Source organism: Paenibacillus sp. FSL R10-2736 (assembly GCF_038000245.1).
GTDB classification, from domain to species: domain Bacteria; phylum Bacillota; class Bacilli; order Paenibacillales; family Paenibacillaceae; genus Paenibacillus_AQ; species Paenibacillus_AQ phytohabitans.
This window is the reverse complement of sequence record NZ_JBBOBN010000002.1, coordinates 256,660-273,911: the sequence shown is the minus strand read 5'-3', so window position 1 is coordinate 273,911 and position 17,252 is coordinate 256,660. Positions and strand designations below refer to the sequence as shown.

General features: G+C 44.6%; 13 protein-coding genes. 10 read left to right on the top strand and 3 right to left on the bottom strand.

All coding sequences use genetic code 11. From position 1 onward, the window contains the following. Nucleotides 1-87: 87 nt before the first annotated feature. A complete protein-coding gene (locus tag NSQ73_RS29175) occupies nt 88-891 on the top strand; it encodes an alpha/beta fold hydrolase (RefSeq protein WP_340989690.1) in 804 nt (267 codons plus the stop codon). A gap of 33 nt (nt 892-924) precedes the next feature. Further along, the gene (locus tag NSQ73_RS29170; RefSeq protein WP_340989689.1) at nt 925-1,923 is read left to right on the top strand and encodes a diguanylate cyclase; all 999 of its coding nucleotides are present in this window, start codon (nt 925-927) and stop codon (nt 1,921-1,923) included. Between the two features lie 22 nt (nt 1,924-1,945). Here the strand turns inward: NSQ73_RS29170 and NSQ73_RS29165 are convergent, their stop codons facing one another. Further along, entirely contained in the window at nt 1,946-2,980 is a 1,035-nt protein-coding gene (locus tag NSQ73_RS29165) for a C40 family peptidase (protein ID WP_340989688.1), read from the bottom strand. 181 nt (nt 2,981-3,161) lie between these two features. Between NSQ73_RS29165 and NSQ73_RS29160 the strand changes: the two genes are divergently transcribed. From NSQ73_RS29160 to NSQ73_RS29145, 4 genes are all read left to right on the top strand, one after another. Continuing rightward, nucleotides 3,162-3,842, top strand: coding sequence for a TetR/AcrR family transcriptional regulator (locus tag NSQ73_RS29160; protein WP_340989687.1), 681 nt, complete (start codon nt 3,162-3,164; stop codon nt 3,840-3,842). A gap of 69 nt (nt 3,843-3,911) precedes the next feature. Then, the gene (locus NSQ73_RS29155; protein ID WP_340989685.1) at nt 3,912-4,838 is read left to right on the top strand and encodes an ABC transporter ATP-binding protein; all 927 of its coding nucleotides are present in this window, start codon (nt 3,912-3,914) and stop codon (nt 4,836-4,838) included. Next, nucleotides 4,835-5,584 (top strand): ABC transporter permease, encoded by a 750-nt coding sequence (locus tag NSQ73_RS29150; RefSeq protein WP_340989683.1) that lies wholly within the window; start codon nt 4,835-4,837, stop codon nt 5,582-5,584. Before NSQ73_RS29155 ends, NSQ73_RS29150 begins: the two co-directional genes overlap by 4 nt. A 53-nt stretch (nt 5,585-5,637) precedes the next feature. Then, nucleotides 5,638-7,056, top strand: a complete 1,419-nt coding sequence (locus tag NSQ73_RS29145) for a DHA2 family efflux MFS transporter permease subunit (RefSeq protein ID WP_340989681.1) — start codon at nt 5,638-5,640, stop codon at nt 7,054-7,056. Nucleotides 7,057-7,090: 34 nt separating this feature from the next. On the opposite strand, the gene NSQ73_RS29140 is transcribed toward NSQ73_RS29145, so the two are convergent. After that, complete coding sequence (locus tag NSQ73_RS29140; protein WP_039295016.1) at nt 7,091-7,519, bottom strand: MarR family winged helix-turn-helix transcriptional regulator; 429 nt, start codon at nt 7,517-7,519, stop codon at nt 7,091-7,093. Nucleotides 7,520-7,639: 120 nt separating this feature from the next. Here NSQ73_RS29140 and NSQ73_RS29135 point away from each other — a divergent pair, with 120 nt between their 5' ends. Further along, nucleotides 7,640-8,224: an NAD(P)H-dependent oxidoreductase gene (locus NSQ73_RS29135; protein ID WP_076243645.1), complete on the top strand. Its 585-nt coding sequence runs from the start codon at nt 7,640-7,642 to the stop codon at nt 8,222-8,224. Between the two features lie 12 nt (nt 8,225-8,236). Here the strand turns inward: NSQ73_RS29135 and nudC are convergent, their stop codons facing one another. After that, nucleotides 8,237-9,109: an NAD(+) diphosphatase gene (gene nudC / locus NSQ73_RS29130; protein ID WP_340989680.1), complete on the bottom strand. Its 873-nt coding sequence runs from the start codon at nt 9,107-9,109 to the stop codon at nt 8,237-8,239. 229 nt (nt 9,110-9,338) lie between these two features. On the opposite strand from nudC, the gene NSQ73_RS29125 reads away from it, so the two are divergent. From NSQ73_RS29125 to NSQ73_RS29115, 3 genes are all read left to right on the top strand, one after another. Beyond that, nucleotides 9,339-10,193 (top strand): SDR family oxidoreductase, encoded by an 855-nt coding sequence (locus NSQ73_RS29125; RefSeq protein WP_340989679.1) that lies wholly within the window; start codon nt 9,339-9,341, stop codon nt 10,191-10,193. A 259-nt stretch (nt 10,194-10,452) separates the two neighbouring features. Then, entirely contained in the window at nt 10,453-11,487 is a 1,035-nt protein-coding gene (locus NSQ73_RS29120; RefSeq protein WP_340989677.1) for a metallophosphoesterase family protein, read from the top strand. A 74-nt stretch (nt 11,488-11,561) separates the two neighbouring features. Next, nucleotides 11,562-16,718 carry a hypothetical protein gene (locus tag NSQ73_RS29115; RefSeq protein WP_340989675.1) on the top strand — a complete coding sequence of 1,719 codons (5,157 nt, stop codon included), beginning with the start codon at nt 11,562-11,564 and terminating at the stop codon, nt 16,716-16,718. The last annotated feature ends 534 nt before the right edge of the window (nt 16,719-17,252 follow it).

Sequence of the window (17,252 nt, the reverse complement as noted above, 5' to 3'; positions counted from 1 at the left end):
ACATGCAGACACATAATGATTGCTTGATCTTTGCATAGGTGCGCCCCAGAATGGAGGGAACGTGATGAATAAAGGGAGCAAGTGAGCATGAGCAGTGTTATGGCACGCAACAAGGTAAGAGTTATTGGAGAAGGGGAGCAGACCCTCGTTTTTGCCCATGGATTTGGCTGTGACCAGAGTATGTGGCAATTTATTACGCCTGCCTTTGAGAAGAAGTACCGGATGGTGCTTTTTGATTATGTCGGCTCAGGCAATTCGGATCATTCAGCCTACAGCGGAGAGAAGTACAGCAGCTTCGGCGGCTATGTGCAGGACGTGCTTGATGTTATAGATTCGCTGCAGCTGACCGGTGTTATATTTGTCGGCCACTCTGTCAGCTCGATGATCGGAATGCTTGCTGCCATTGAGCGGCCGGAATATTTCCGCAAAATGATTATGATCGGCCCGTCCCCGTGTTATCTGAACGATGGTGAAGGCTACATCGGCGGATTTGAGCGGAGTGATATCGCTGAGCTGCTGGAAATGATGGAGATGAATTTCTCCGGCTGGGCCGGATTTATGGCGCCGCTGGCGATGAAGAATCCAGAACTTCCTGAGCTCACGAAGGAGCTGGAGCGGACCTTCATTTCCGGGGACCCGGTCATTGCCAGAGAATTCGCCGAGGTTACCTTCCTGTCTGATCACCGGGCGGAGCGGGCCAAGTCAACCGTTCCCACACTGATTCTACAGTGCTCCGATGACAGTATCGTGCCGATAGAGGCCGGGGAATATCTGCATAGACACTTAAGCAACAGTACCTTCCGGCTGCTGGAAGCCAAAGGGCATTATCCGCATATCAGCCACCCGGAAGAGACGATTATGCTGATTAACGAATATCTGCAATGCGATTGAAGCCATTAAGAGGTATGGAGAGGGTACAGGAACATGGATAAACGGCTGGAATATGCCCCTTGCGGGTATATTTCCATTACACACGAAGGTATGATCACGGAGATGAACCAGACCTTCCTCGATATGACGGGCTATAAGCGGGAAGGGCTGGAGCACAAGCATTTGGAATCGATTATGTCAAAAGCGAACCAGCTTGTTTTCCATTCGTACTTTTATCCTAATATCAATTTGCACGGGCAGGTGGATGAGCTGTTCATCAGCTTGAAGGACAGCGGCGGCCAGTCCATTCCGTACATCCTGAACGGCAGGCGGTACGAGCATGAGGGCGTAGAGGTTATTGATTGTGCCTTGGTTCAGATGAGCAAGCGCATGGATTATGAGCGGGAGCTGCGGTCTGCCAAGAAGCAGATAGAGGAAGCTTACTGGGAGAAGGAGCAGACGCTCGCCGAGCTGAAGCAGCTCCATGCCGAGATTGAGCAGAAGCAGGCAGAGCTGCTGGAGCTGAATGCTATTCTGGTTGAACGCTCCACTACGGACAAGCTTACAGGACTGAAGAATAGACGGTATTTTCAGGAAGCACTGGAGGAGCATATCGCACGGTATAGGGAGCAGGGACGTTTATTCTCGCTGCTGATCCTTGATATAGACCACTTCAAACAAGTAAATGATACGCTGGGGCATCAGGCAGGTGACTATGTGCTGGAGCAGATGGGGAGCATCCTCCGCTATCATTGCCGGGAGCAGGATATGGCGGCCAGATATGGCGGCGAAGAGTTCGTGCTTATTCTTCCGGACATCAATGCCCAGGAGTCGATACTAATTGCCGATAACCTGCGTCATGAAATTGCCCGGGCGGCATGGGGATCAAGTATCCCCGGCGGCATTACAGCGAGCGCGGGTATTGCTACATTTGCAGGCACGGGTAATGAGACAACCCTGCTGCGGCAAGCGGATCAGGCGCTCTACACCTCCAAAGAGCAGGGCCGGAACCGTGTCACGCATTGCATGGATTCCAGCGCCCTGCCTTGGTAGAGGAGTAAGAATGTACTTGATGTTATAAAATTCTGCGTGCGGTAACGAAACGTTTCTTCCACTGGCTGCCGAAAGCCTCGATATGTACACCGAGCTCTTTGGAATAGGTATGCAGCATTTGATTATTTCCGGCATAGATAGCGACATGTCCAATATCCAGCCCCCGGGCGCTGAAGAAGAGCAGATCTCCCGTGCGCAGCTCGTCCACTCCAACCTCAGTGCCTTCCAGCGCCTGGTCATAAGACACCCGGGGAAGCTCAACCGACAGCGTGTCCGCAAATACCCGTTTCACAAAAGACGAGCAGTCGAACGTATCGGTCTGATCGGGCGAAGCCCCGAATACATAAGGTGCATTCAGATATTTCTTCCCGTAGGCAATCAGTGCGTCCCCTTGCTTCTGCAGCAGAGAGGCACTTCTGTAATCCGTATATTTCGGCTTGGAGGACAGATATCCGGTCACATGATCTTCCGTCCGCACCTCCAGCCAGAGGGCATTCACTTCGCGGATGACCTTGATTTTGCTGCCTGCGGGTAGCAGGGCAAGCGTGTTGGCTTCGCTGTCCGAGTCCGGGGAGCTGCGCAGATTAACCCCCCATGTAACCGAGGTGTTATAGGCTGCGGCTGAGGAGATTAAGACGGAACCTGTGGATGCTTGCCAGGTGACGGTGCTGCCCAGGGCTTCACTGACGAAGCGCAGGGGGATCATGCTGTAGCCCTGCGACAGCTGCCCCGGTACGCTCAGGGCGAGCGGTTGCCCGTTCAGCCGGGCAGTGGCTGAGCCAATGGTGTAGGTCAGCGTTGTGCCGCCTTTGGTGGCCGTCACAGTCTTGCTCGTATTATTCCAGGAGAGCCCGGCACCCTGGGCTTCAAACAGGTTACGCATGGGTACGAGCACAGTACCGCTGATATTCAGCGGCCGGGCTTCGGGCTGAAGCTGCTGCCCGTCCAGATAGATGGAGATAGGCTTAATCGTAGTGGCTGCTTCTGCATGGACAGAGGCTGGAGCTAACAGGGTCAGCCCGAGCAGGGAGAGCAGCGCAGTTCTTCTTGCTGTCATGGATTCATCACCTTATGGATAGATTTAACTCTATACATTGGACGTTGCCGGGAAGAAATGGTTCTGTGCCAATTGTTGGAAGGGGAGGCCGACCCAAGAGGAATGGGCCAGGCCCGATTGAGCTGCACTTGACTTCTGCAGGAATTCATCATAAAATCTAACCAGTTAGTTATAAACGGAGGTGGCAAGTATATCATCCGCAGAAAGTAAACGAAGCCCCAAAATTTACGATGCTGCCCGAACCAGAGGGATTATTCTTGATGCAGCCGAGAAGATCTTTGCAGAGCTTGGCTATTCAGCGGCACGGATTGATGTCATTGCGAAGGCGTCCGGGTACAATAAAAGCCTGATTTATCAGTATTTTGGCGACAAACTGGGTCTATATACAGAAGTGGTCAAGCGCGCAGACCAGATTGGCGAACAGATTACGGGCGCGTTCATTAAAGGATTACTGAAGAATGAAAAGCTTGTATCGGACCCTGAGGCGTTCAGGAGCTTCCTGGAATCTATGACCCGGGAGACGGTGTCCTTCCTCCTGGAGCACCGGAGTTACCTGAGAATTCTATTCTGGGAGGCCGCTGAAGACTGGAAGACCTGGAATCAGATCACCTATCGTCCGGACGATGCTACACAAATGCATGAATTGGCCTTAGCTGCACAGAAGAACGGAATACTCCGCCAGGATCTGGACCCGGCATTGTTTCCGATTATGATTATGAATGTGACTACAGCTACCCTGCAGTCGTCTTCACGGTTTGAACATTTGCTGGGCACACTGGATTCCCCGCAGATGAGAGAAGAGACCACCCGGCAGATCGTCCAGTTTATTATTCATGGCGTTATGGAGCCGTCTTTGCTGTAAGAGACGGCTGTTCTTTTGGACAAAATATAAACAACTAGTTAGTTTTAAACGAAAGGCAGGAGTGATGTTATGACCGCAATGATTCAGACGGAACGATTAACGAAGCATTTTGGCAGCAATCATGCTGTGAACGGATTGTCGCTGGAGGTGAACCAGGGCGAAATCTACGGCTTCCTGGGACTGAACGGTGCCGGTAAAACAACAACCATCCGCATGCTGCTGGGCATGATCCGCCCCGACTCCGGGTCCTCCTATGTATTCGGACAGCGTGTGGATGCGGGCAGCCATAAGCTGTGGGCGAATGTAGGGTACATGGTCGAGACGCCCTACTCCTATCCTGAGCTGACCGTCCGTGAGAATCTGGAGATTATCCGCAGGCTGCGGAGTATTTCTGACCGCAAGGCCATTGACCGCATCATTGATAAGCTTCAGCTTAAAGCTTACCGGGACCGCAAGGCAGGGACGCTCTCCCTCGGCAACGGGCAGCGGCTGGGACTCGCCAAGGCCATGCTGCATCATCCGCAGGTGCTGATACTGGATGAGCCGACGAACGGGCTTGATCCGGCCGGGATTGTAGAGGTGCGGGAGCTGCTCCGGGAGCTTGCCCTTCAGCACGGCGTAACGATTTTTATCTCCAGCCATATTCTTGGTGAGGTCTCCAGGCTGACGACGCGGATTGGCATCGTGCATCAGGGCCGGCTGCTGCAGGAGGCGGATGTGAAGGAGCTGCAGCATCTGCTCCGCAAGCGCCTGCTTGTGCAGACCCGGGACACGGCCAGTGCCCGGAAGAGGCTGATTCAGGCCGGGTATGCTGTGCAGGAAGCCGGAGAGGGAACGCTGCGGCTTGCGGATGAACGTGCTATCGCGAACCCGGACCACATCTCCAAGCTGCTTGTGTATGCGGATATGCCGCCCACGCTGATTCAGGTGGAGGAAGAGGATTTGGAGGCTTATTTTCTAAGAATGATTGAGGCTGAAGGAGGAAAGAAAGGATGAGTCAATGGATATCGGCCTTGGGGGTAGAGGTGCTGAAGCTTCGCCGTTCCAGGCTGTTCTGGATCTCGCTTGCAGCCAGTATGATGGTGCCGGTCATGATCGGGCTGGTCTTCTCGGGAACGATCGGCTCCCAGAGCAGCTTCGAGGGTGAGATCAATATGGAGGGGCTCCTGAAGGAGCTTGGTATTGTGATCTCTATGGGGGGCCTCATCGGATTCGGGTTTGTGTTCAGCTGGATCTTCGGCCGGGAATATTCCGACCGTACGCTCAAGGATCTGCTGGCCCTGCCGCTGTCCAGATACGGGGTGGCCGCCGCCAAGCTGCTCGTTGCCGCTGTCCTCAGCATGGGGCTGGCGCTGCTGGTGTTCATCGTCGGCTGCTTAACAGCGGGGCTTGTCGGCCTGGACGGATGGAGCCTGGAGATCATTCTTCATGGCTTCGGCCGTTACGCGGAGGTCAGTCTAATGGTGATCTGCCTGAGCATACCTGTGGCATGGATGGCTTGTATCGGCCGTGGTTATATGACTCCGCTCGGCGTGGTTCTGCTGACCATAGTAGTTGCCCAGTTCGGCGGGGCGCTCGGTATTGTGGAATATATTCCATGGGCCGTTCCCGGATTGTTCAGCGGCGCTTCGGGGGAGGAGAGCTCCCATCTGGAGGCGATTAGCCGTATGCTTCCGTATCTCACCGGCGGCATTGGCGTAATAGGTACTCTTGCCTGGTGGCGTTATGCTGACCAGAAATAGATCAGGCGGACTTTTAGAAGGTTATCAATACGTATCAATGGAGGGGAATTAATATGGAGAAAATACCAAAGGGAACCGTGCTAATCATGGCTATTCTAATTATCGGGACTATGCTCGGGCTGCTGAATCAATCTTCACTGAATACAGCACTGCCGAACATTATGGGCGATTTCCAGGTGTCCACGAGTACTGCCCAATGGCTGACAACGGCTTTTGCACTGGTTACAGGCATTGTGGTTCCAATTACGGCTTTTCTGATTCAGAGGTTTACAACCAAGCAGGTCTTCGTCTTTGCCATGGGTATGCTGACTGCGGGAACGCTCCTGTGTGCGGTCTCGCCGAATTTCGGACTGCTGCTCACCGGAAGAATCGTGCAGGCCGTCGGAGTGGGCATCATGCTGCCCCTGGTGCAGACGTTAACGTTCATCCTGATCCCGGTTGCCAAGCGGGGGTTCACGATGGGGATGATCGGGCTTGCAGTTAATTTCGCCCCGGCCATCGGACCTGTATTGAACGGCTGGCTGGTAGAGGATCATTCCTGGCGTTTGCTGTTCTATATTCTGGCTCCATACTCGCTGCTGATCACCGTCATTGGAGTCTTTCTCGTTAAGAATGTTACCCCGCAGGTGAAAAGCAAGGTGGATGCGTTATCCATGACGTTATCCTCGCTTGGCTTCGGCGGCGTATTATACGGATTCAGCGTCTCCGGCAGCAGAGGGTGGGGAAGCACGGAGGTGCTGATCTCCCTGGCGGCCGGGTTCATTGCGCTGGGCCTGTTCGTCTGGCGGCAATTGACCATGGAGAATCCTCTGCTGGAGCTGCGGGTATTCACCAGTCCTGCTTTTACTATGGCTACAGTGATCAGTATGATTCTGATGATTATCATGCTGAGTGCCCAGCTACTGCTGCCTATTTACATGCAGACCATGCTTGGTTATACCGCGCTCAAGTCAGGTCTCATGCTGCTTCCCGGTGCGATTCTCATCTGTATAATGTCGCCCATAGCGGGCAGGCTATTCGATAAAATTGGTGCCCGGACGATGGTTATCACCGGACTCGGCTTGACGGTCCTCTCTGCCTTGCTGTTCTCGAATCTGACAGAGCATACGACCTATACGTTCCTGATGGTCGGCTACTCTCTGCGGATGGTCGGCGTCAGCCTGACCTTGCTGCCGGTCATCACCAGCGGGATGAATTCCCTGCCGCCTGCCCTGATCCGGCATGGGATTCCCGTGAACACCACGCTGCGGACCGTCGCCGGTTCCATCGGAACAGCGCTGCTGGTCACCATAATGACTCATAGCGGCGGCGGCCAGAAACCAACGGGAGATGTCCACAGCTTAATTCACGGGATGAATGTGGCTTCAATGGTAACGACAGGAGCCGCAGTAGCTGCGCTGATCCTGGCTTTCTTCATCAAACGCAAGGAAGCCCCTGCTGAGATTCCGGCGAAGGGCGTTGCTGTGAAATAACCAATGGTGAAATGGAGATAGGCTTTGTAACGGCTTAATAAAATACTTTGTGCTGCAAGAGATCGAGCGCCTGCTCGATCTCTTTGCGTTCTGCAGCCGTTATACCCGCAATACGCTGCTCGAACCGGACGGCGATCTGCTGAAAGGCTTCGTTCATCAGCGCTTCGCCTGCGGCAGAGAGCGTAATACCCTGCTTGCGGCGGTCATCCGGGTCGGTGATCCGGGTACAGACGCCCTTTTCGCTGAGCTTTTTCACTTCACGGCTCGTATTGGGCATCGACATCTGCATACAGTCACTGACCTCGCTGAGTGTTACCGGCTGGCTGACGGCGATGTATTCGAGAATTTTATATTGCAGCGGCGTTAAGGCCTCTGATTTCACATCTTTGGTTATATCGTTTGTTATTTGATGGACGGCAGCACTGAAGGCTACGAATTTCTGGAACAGCTGGTTGTTGTCCATAAGATCACCTCAGAGGAAAACATACCAAATTAATTATCAAAAAACAATTATCATTTGACAACTAAATTAAAGCTATGCTATGTTTTTGTTATCAAATGATAACTAAAGGGGAATACACTGATGAACACACTCGTTATTTATACACATCCGAACCACCGCAGTCTCAGCTATGCCTTTCTGCAGGAAGTGCTGCGCGGCAGCAAGGAGAATACGAAGATTAACGAAGTCAAAGTGCTTGATTTGTATGAGGCCGGATTTGATCCGGTGCTGGTGTTTAATGAGAATAAGCGCAGACGCGATATGTACCGTGATCCGGAGCTTGAGGAATACAGGGAACAGCTGCTGTGGGCCGATCAGATTGTGCTGGTCTATCCGATCTGGTGGGGAAGACCGCCGGCGATGCTGATGGGGTACATTGACCGCATGTTCGCTTCAGGCTTCGCGTACCGCGATAAGGGAGGACTATTGCCGGAAGGGCTGCTCAAGGGGAAGCGCGTTATCTGCATCTCCAGCATGAAGGGGCCGGCCCACTATCCGCTGCTGTGGCTGAATAACTCCCACAAGGCGCTGATGCGCAAAGCCTTGTTCAATTTCGTAGGAATCCGCAAGGTGAAGTTCTTCGAGTTCGGCAGCATGGAGAGTCCGAAGGGCAAGCAGAGCCGTAAGCTGGAGCAGATTTACCGCTATTTCAAGACGGTAGGCTGAATGGGGTCCTGTCTATAATTCCTTGTCCGCAGCTGCGCCTGACTCAGATTGCTGCTCTACGACCCAGTCGATGATTTTGCGGGCGATGCTGACCGGCGGCGGAATAACGGGTAATTGATCTGTAGGGAACCATGCGGCATGATCAAGCTCTTCGCCGTCGACCGTTATTTCTCCGCTCTCATACTCTGCAAGGAAGCCGACCATCAGGGAATTGGGAAAAGGCCACTGCTGGCTGCCGAAATAGGTTATATTCTTGACCTTCAGGCCGACCTCTTCCATAGTCTCACGCCGCACACAATCCTCCAGGGTCTCACCCGGCTCGACAAAGCCGGCAATCAGCCCGTACATCCCGTTCTGGAAATGCGGAGCATGGGCGAGCAGAAGCTGATTATCTTTCAGAATTGCTGTAATGACGGCAGGCGCAAGCTGCGGGTAACTAACCAGCCCGCACTGCGGGCAGATCCGGGACCGTTCCGTCAGAGAGTGGGCGGTCTCGGTTCCGCAACGTCCGCAGAACCGGTGATTGCCGTCCCAGACCAGCAGCTGCAGCGCTTTGCCGGCAAGATGGAACAGGTCTTCCTCCAGCACCTCATATAAGGAGCGCAGCGGACGGAAAGCGAGGCCCGGCGGCTCGGGAGCTTCCGCGCTTACTTCTGAGGCATAGCAGGGGAGACCCGCGAAGGTGCCTAGGTAGAGTATGCGCAGCGGTGTAACCGCCAGCTGTTCAAGGGAGCGGGCCATGGGGATGCCGGGAGGGGAGGAAGCCTCCGTAACAAGCAGCTTGCCGGATTGGAAGATGAGCTGGCAGGCCTCGCCGGTGAATTCAGATTCCGGAGTCAATCCCGGAACATAGCGTGTATAGATGCTTTCTCTCTGTTTCTCCATTATGCAGAACCTTTCTGAAAGGGAATTTGTCTATTAAGAATAGCATGATAAGGGAATGCTAACCATTCAGCGTTATGCACATTCCATACCTGTCATCAGCTGATGAAACATTCCATTTGACATTCCGTCAACATGTAACTACAATGGTTACAGGAGAGCGAATCACCTATGTTTACGGGAAATAACAACTGCTATTCAAATAAAAGATACTCATAATGGAGGAATTGAAATGAAAATCGCATTAACAGGAGCAACGGGTCAATTTGGTTCCATCGCAGCAGAGACATTACTCAAGACCGTACCGGCTGAGAATATTGTAGCCAGTGTCAGAAACCCGGAGAAGGCAGCCGAGCTGCAAGCACGCGGAGTCGATGTCCGTCATGGCGATTTTGATCAGCCGGAGACGCTGGATGCAGCCTTTGCCGGAGTAGAGCGTCTGCTGATTGTCTCGGCAGACGGTGACAATGATACACGTATCCGCCAGCATAAGGCCGCTGTGGATGCCGCTGTCCGTGCGGGTGTAGGCTTCATTGTCTATACCAGCGTAGGCGATGCCGATAACAGCTCCCTGTTCCTGGCACCGGTACACCGTGCTACCGAAGAGTTCATCCGTGAATCCGGCATTCCTTATGCCTTCCTGCGCAATAACTGGTATCTGGAGAATGAAGCCGGCTCCATTCAGGCCGTGCAAGCCGGCGCACCTTGGCTGACCTCCGCGGAAGACGGCAAGGTGGGCTGGGCCACACGCAGCGATTATGCCCAGGCGGCTGCTGCGGTTCTGGCCGGTGAAGGCCGTGAGAATGTCATTTACGAATTGTCCGGCAAGCCGCTCACCCAGGCAGAGCTGGCAGCCGTGGTTGGTGAGGTGCTCGGGCAAGAGGTTAACGTACAGCAAGTAGATGACGCTACTTATGCGAAGATCATGGCCGGTGCAGGTGTACCGGAAGCTGCACTGCCGATTGTAGTTGCCATCCAAGGCGCGATCCGCGACGGTGCACTGAATATCGAGAGCGGTGACCTGGAGAAGCTGCTGAACCGTCCCCTTACACCGCTTAGTGAAGGTGTACGCGGGCTGCTGGCGTAACAGACAGAGACCCATCAGCGACTCTATTATGAACGACAATAGGCTGTCCATTATCGGATAATTGATAATGGACAGCCTATTTGCTTGTTTGTGTGGTGGGGATTATTATATTGCCAAATTTGTTATATTTAGAATGTTAAAATGACCACTAAATAAAATTTTACTTAGAATGAAAAACCTCATTGGAAAACCAGAATGCTTCAGATATAATATTCCCAAATATAAACAAATATCGACTTTATATGGAGGGGTTTTCTATATGAGAATAATACATTTATCAGATTTTCATATTGCAAGTAATAGCATTAAAGATACTTTTAATTTCATTGTTGAAGCCCTCGTTAAAGATTTAGCTCAATATAATAATGACAAGAAAATAGATCTTATTATTTTTTCTGGAGATCTTATTGACAAAGGAGGACAGAGATTTGAAAGTATTGAGCATGCATTTTCTGAATTCGAAACATATGTTGCGAGCCCACTTCTAGAAGCGCTTAACCTTTCAAAAGAACATTTTATTTTTGTTCCAGGAAATCATGATATTGATAGAAATGCCGATAGCCACAATACTGAAATTGGACTTAGATCCACACTATGTAACGAAACTGCCGTCTCTCAATTTATAGAAGATAACAAAAAGAATCCTGACGAGATAAAAAGGATTATTCCTTTTAAAAATTTTGAAAGAAAATATCATTTACACACACCTAACAGTGAAATAACTAATTTTCACTCAACATATCATTATAAATATAATAATAAAGAAGTTGGGATCTCCGCATTTAATACTGCTTGGCGTTGCTATGATAGCGACCATGATAACAATAATATTTTGCTTGGAATTAAGCAGGCAAAAGAAGCTAAAAAACAAATAGAGAAAACTGATTTTAAAATAGCGGTGATTCATCATCAATTAGATTTATTAAAAGATTTTGATATGGAGATAGTTCAACCTTTTATGCAAAGAGAATATGATTTGGTACTTTGTGGGCATGTCCATAAAGGAAGTAGTCATAAAGAAACATCAACTTACGGAGACTTATTAGTATCGATAGCTCCGTCAAACACTTTTAATGGAGTATTTGCTCATGATCAGAGGTTCTTCAATGGATACTCCATTATAGATTTTTCTTTTGAGAATAATAACTTTCTCGTTCATCATAGAATGTATTCACAAAACCATGATAGATATATAGCAAATATAGAGCTAGGGCCAGACGATAATGGTAAAGTGACTTATAATAAGGAGACTGGAAATAAATCCAGTAATATTCAAAAAAAAAGAATGAAATAGAAATAATAGAAGTAGACAACACAAATTTATCTTCGGACGATAAAAGAAACAATACAAGCTATACTCCAGATTATTTGGCAGAGAATATTTTTCTTAATAATGATTCAACCTACTATTACTTTTATAAACATATGCGGTTTATCAAAAGGTTTGTTGAAAATATAATAGATAAAAATAATATTATGCTCGCATTTTTGGATATTACAGTTGTAACAATGGATCGAATAATCTGTAATTTTAATGAAGAGGATAAAGATGGAATAATTAATGAATTACAAAGATTAGGGAGAGTTTTTGATGATTCAAATTATTTTGAGAATCAAGATATCATTGACCTCTCTTGCTTAGTGAAAAAATGGATACTATGTTTACAAACGACATTTAATACTACAAGTGAAACTCTTGACGTTTTCGAATATTACTCATTTCTTATAACCCAGGGTTCAGAAGATGAAAATATAAAGTTGCTACTCCAATCTGCCAAAGAGACTCTTGAGAATATAGAAAAATGCAGATATGAGAGGCTTCACTTGAAAAGTAAATATGGATTAGTTGGTGAAGTTCTTTTTAGCCTTATGTTCTCCGTATATATTAATTTGGACTTTTATAAATCAGCAACTTCAGGAATTATAATTAAAAAGTATTTTTCTAATGACATAACAAATCTAATAGAGTCTATAAGTAATGAATATTTGCTTCTTTCTAGTAATTCTAGAGGTAGAAAAATGGAAATTGATGATCTGGAAGCCAGTCTATTGGAACATAGATTAACTTTAATACAGGGATTAAGGAATGTTGGGAAATCAACAATAATTTCAAAATTTGTTAGTTTAAATAAGAACAGTTCTAGCAGAAATGTATTATTGATATTTTCTTTCAAGTACTCTAGTAGTATTGTTGACTTTTTCAAATCCGTCATTGAACAAATTAACTCTTATATTATCAATGGAATTGATGTTTCAATTTTTAATGATTATGGCGTGGAAGATACAGAGCAAAGAGAAAGAACTGTTGATCTTTATTTTAATCAAAGAAATATTCAAAAAATTAATTACTACTTTAGAGAAGCGATTAAAAGGTTAATTCAGGAATGTGGACGATTTATTCTGATTATTGATTCATTTGAGGTTATTTCTTCAATGGGAAAAGAGATGGCAGAATTAATTACAAACCTGCCCGAGGAATGCCGGATACTCGTAGCCACAAATAATCTTGAAGACAGTTCATTTTTCCCGACCGAAGGAACAAAATTAATTTCAATTAAGAACTTTAATGAATCGGACATGAAATACTTTACAGGCCTGGATGTAGACAATGAACAAAGCGCTGTAATTAATTTAGCACTTTTTAAAAAAACAAATGGTGAGGCTGCTAGATTAAATAAATTATTACAATTAGTTGATGAGAACCATGTTTCAATTACCAGTGAATTAATTGATAGTTTAGATAACTCTGAAGTGATTCATTTTGAAACAGAACTACAACAGTACAATGGCGATGAAGTTTTTGAAGAAATCTTATTATTACTAGCTGTTTTTGAGCCTATTCAATCTATTTCTTTAGAGTATATTCAACAATTTCTTCATTACAGGAAAATAAATTGTAGATTGCCTAGAGTTCGAAATGAATTGAAAAAAATTAAAAGTAGAATTAATGATACTAGATTTACTCGTATAAAATTAATTGATAGTGATTTTGCTATCTTTTTAAAAAATAAATATTTTAGCACAAAGGATATTAGGGAATCTATTCGTTATATTCTAGATTGGCTATCAAAGGATGCATCTCTTAAGTTGGATTTTATTATTGAATCCTTAAAAGCAATAGAAAAAGAGAATATTTGGCTTTCTCGAATGATTGATATTAATTTATTTTTAGAAAACATGTCTGAAAATAGAGATGGAAGAAGGATTTTTAAAATTGGATATTCATTTTTTAATGACCCTAACATTGATATTGATATAGCCATGAAGTTTCTAGAGAAGTCCTATGAACTAGGAGATAAAGATTCTTATTCATTTTTGGGATATATTCATATAAAAGGAAAGAGAGTGGAGGTGAACAAAGGGAAAGCGGAACTTATTTTAAGAGCTGGAGCAAAAAGTGATGATGCAACATCCAAAGGGATTTTAGGTGGTCTACTTCTTGATGGAAAGATTCCTACCGGAGATAGTACAGAAGGGTATCAACTATTAAAAGAATCTGCTGCTGAAGGAAATAAAACAGCTAAGCTAGATTTAGCAGTCAGATTATTAATTGGAAAAGGAATAGAATCAGATATTACAGCTTGCAACACGATATTAGAAGAATTAATGGAAAATGAAAAACATGTTGATGCGTTTCGTATTATGGGATTTCGATATCTTTATGGACATAGCATCATTAGAAATGAAGAAAAAGGAATTAACTTAATAAATATAGCTATAGAAAAAGGAGATGAACTAGCAAAGTATCAGTTAGCCAAATATTTTATAAATGTCTCTAGAAACAATCAAGAGTTGGCAATAAAATATCTTGAAGATTTAACTAAGTCCGGATTTTTAGAAGCAAAAAGATATTACTCTAGTTTACTGATATCTGGATTTGGCTTGTCGCAAAATGTTGAACAAGGTCTTTCTTTTATGAAGGAATTATTAGATGTTGAAGATGAAGAAGCTATATTAGATTATTCGCAACTATTATTCGAAGGGGAATTTATTGAAAAGGATATAAAATTCGCTAAAGAGTTATTAGATAAATTAGTTGAGAAGGAATATCCCGAAGGGTTAGCTTACTTTGGAGAACTTCTTATGGAGGGCCTCTTTTATGAGCAGGATTTAAAAAAGGGATTGGAGTGTCTAGAAAAAGCAATATCTTTAGGGAAATCATATGCACTCCGTAATTTAGCATTTAGGTACTGGAATGGTCGCGGAGTAGATAGAAATTATAGTAAAAGTCGTCAGCTATACCTAGAGGCTATAAAAGGTGGCGATACAACTGCAAAGTATCAATATGCTAAATGCATTATTAATAGTCCTGAAACAAACGAGAAAGAATATGCCATAAACTTACTGATAGAAGCTGAAGCTGCTGGGAACATATTGGCAAGAAATTACTTAGCTGATTTATTTATAGATGAAGAATTAGTAAAGGGGAAGGTTAAAGAAGGTATTGATTATTTGAGAAAGTCAGTTGAACTTTCTGATACAAAGGCAATGCGTAAATTAGGCTATAGAATGTTATACGGAAAAGGTTTGCAGAAGAATATTTACGAAGGTGAGCGGCTACTCTTGGCTTCAATTAATTTAGGAGACACTCTAGCAAAAACGATTTTAGGGCAAGCCATAGTTACTGGGGTATCAACTGTATTTGATTTTACTTCAGGGTTAAGCTTGATGGAAGAAGCGTGTTCTGCGGAAGAAAGTAATGCACTTCGAATTTTAGGTGATTCATACATTAGGGGAGCATATGTTGCAGAAAATAAAGAAAAGGGCGAGAAGTTGTTACGACTCGCCATGAATGCTGGCGACAATAAAGCTGCACTACATCTATCAAGAATTTTATTGGATGGGTCATTTTTAGAAAAGAATCTGGTCGAGGGTATTAGCATTCTTACTAGATTAGAAAGTGAGAATGACGAAGATGGTATATTGGAATTGTCTGAAAGACTAATAAAGGGAGATTCTATAGAGAAAAATGTTGATCTTGGATTAGAAAAAATACAAGAGCTTTCCCAGTATAGTTTAGAGGCTAAAGTAATGTACGGTTTTTATTTGACCACTGGGAGTGAGGGAGTATGTACAAATATAAAAAAAGGGGAAGAATTATTAAGAGAAGGTGAACGGCAAGGACATGACTATGCAAGAAGGTTATTGGCTGATTTTATAATTAAAGGCTTAATTAGTCCAAGAGTTGAAGGTGAAGCAATTTTATTTTTGGAAAAATCTGTTGAAAATAATGACCATTTAGCAATGGCTATTTTAGGTGATATATATCTTGAGGGCGTTTCAACAAAAGGTGATCGTGATAAAGCAATTCAACTATTCGAAAAAACTGTCGATGGAGAAAGTACTGAGGCGAAAGTCAGATATGCATGCCATTTAGTAGATGGAACATGTATTCCTCAAGATATAAAAAAGGCCGTTGATTTATTGCGAGAGGCTTCAAATAGTGGAGATCTTTTAGGGAAATATTATTTAGCAAAATTATATATTGAAAGTGAAAATTCTTATAAGAATGTATTAGAAGGGTTGAATTTACTTAAACAGCTTATTGCAAATAGATACCATAGGGCGAAAGAGTATTTGGCTTTACTAAAGATTTATGGATTCAACATGGATAAAGATATCGCGTTAGGCACTCTTTATTTTGAAGAATTAGTTGATGATAATCAAGAAGCAGCCATATTACAATACGCAGAATTAATAATTGAAGGCATTTACCTAAAAAAAGACATTAAAAAAGGGGAAAAACTCCTAAAATATCTTATTCAGAAAGGGAATAGTGAAGCAAACTATAGGCTAGCACAAGAATATATTGAGGGTAATAACTTAAAAAAACATGTAAACTCTGGAATCCATAGACTAAGAAAAGCGACAGAGTTACAGTCTAAAGCAGCTATATTAGAGTATGGGGTAAGATTAAAGAAAGGAATGAAAATTGGTAGAGATGAGGTTAAGGGGAAGAAGTATATAAATAATGCTCTAGAAGACGCTACACCACAGGAATTGTTTAATATGGGGATAAATTCATATAGTTTGAAGGACTATGAACTAGCTACAGACTTATTAATGAAAGCGAGAGCTGGTGGATTTCAAAAAGCAGGTACATCTTTAGCATATATGTTAAGAAGAAAAGAATTAAAAACGACTGAAAATGTATTTAGTACATTTGCTCTATTAGAAAATGAGTTGTTCAATAACGATATAACGGCTAATTTGAATTTAGTGTTATCTATTGTTAGGGAACAAACCTTAGATACTGAATGGTTGAAAGCTGACTCAATAATAAAGAGTTTGGGCGATTGCTCGTTATCTATTGGTTGGTGGTTAAATATTGCGTTTTCTGACGATCCCGAAGGACATCTTATAATAGGTTGGCTCTCCAAGCATGATAAAATTAAAGATCCATTAGGCTACACATATAAAACTAGATTTGCAAAGGTAAAGGGGCGCGATTATACAATTCCTAGCTGGTTAATAGAAGAAGACCATGGAATAAAAAACCTTAATAAAGAAGTAGTATTACTCTGAGATGTTTAATTAGGTAAGAGCTCTTTTGAGGAATTGCTGTAATAATTTCAAAAAGTATGATTTTTTCATAACAGATGGTACTAAGCTAATAGTAGTTACTCCTGAAAGCGGGACTAGCTATTATTAGCTTTTTGATTGTGTTTTAGTTTTGCTCGAAACAAAAAATAGAGAGGTATAGATTTAATGAGTCAAATATGTTGTAGTAGCTCTAAATTAGTCTGGGCATTGCCAACAATATAGAGATTATCAAGGATAGCATAATAATACGATTTCAATATTTCTAATTTGTAAGACTCTCAACGTGTATGATTTCAACAGAGTTAAATGGGCTTTAGAGTTATAGATAAATTCGATGAATTCTGTATTCATAATCAAAAAAACTAATAACTTCTTGCAAGGAATCGATGTTTCTTCATGTATAAATTCTATTTTTGCATTGACAATACGACTGTCTGAATATATATTAATCCGATAATGATTATCATTATCGGATTAAGGGGGATCACCGCATCTTATCCGATGAGGGGTCACTCT

Bases quoted from the DNA above. Each gene is read 5' to 3' on its own strand.
- NSQ73_RS29175 (WP_340989690.1), top strand. From the start codon at position 88: ATGAGCAGTGTTATGGCACGCAACAAGGTAAGAGTTATTGGAGAAGGG.
- NSQ73_RS29170 (WP_340989689.1), top strand. From the start codon at position 925: ATGGATAAACGGCTGGAATATGCCCCTTGCGGGTATATTTCCATTACA.
- NSQ73_RS29165 (WP_340989688.1), bottom strand. From the start codon at position 2,980: ATGACAGCAAGAAGAACTGCGCTGCTCTCCCTGCTCGGGCTGACCCTG.
- NSQ73_RS29155 (WP_340989685.1), top strand. From the start codon at position 3,912: ATGACCGCAATGATTCAGACGGAACGATTAACGAAGCATTTTGGCAGC.
- NSQ73_RS29150 (WP_340989683.1), top strand. From the start codon at position 4,835: ATGAGTCAATGGATATCGGCCTTGGGGGTAGAGGTGCTGAAGCTTCGC.
- NSQ73_RS29145 (WP_340989681.1), top strand. From the start codon at position 5,638: ATGGAGAAAATACCAAAGGGAACCGTGCTAATCATGGCTATTCTAATT.
- NSQ73_RS29140 (WP_039295016.1), bottom strand. From the start codon at position 7,519: ATGGACAACAACCAGCTGTTCCAGAAATTCGTAGCCTTCAGTGCTGCC.
- NSQ73_RS29135 (WP_076243645.1), top strand. From the start codon at position 7,640: ATGAACACACTCGTTATTTATACACATCCGAACCACCGCAGTCTCAGC.
- nudC (WP_340989680.1), bottom strand. From the start codon at position 9,109: ATGGAGAAACAGAGAGAAAGCATCTATACACGCTATGTTCCGGGATTG.
- NSQ73_RS29125 (WP_340989679.1), top strand. From the start codon at position 9,339: ATGAAAATCGCATTAACAGGAGCAACGGGTCAATTTGGTTCCATCGCA.
- NSQ73_RS29120 (WP_340989677.1), top strand. From the start codon at position 10,453: ATGAGAATAATACATTTATCAGATTTTCATATTGCAAGTAATAGCATT.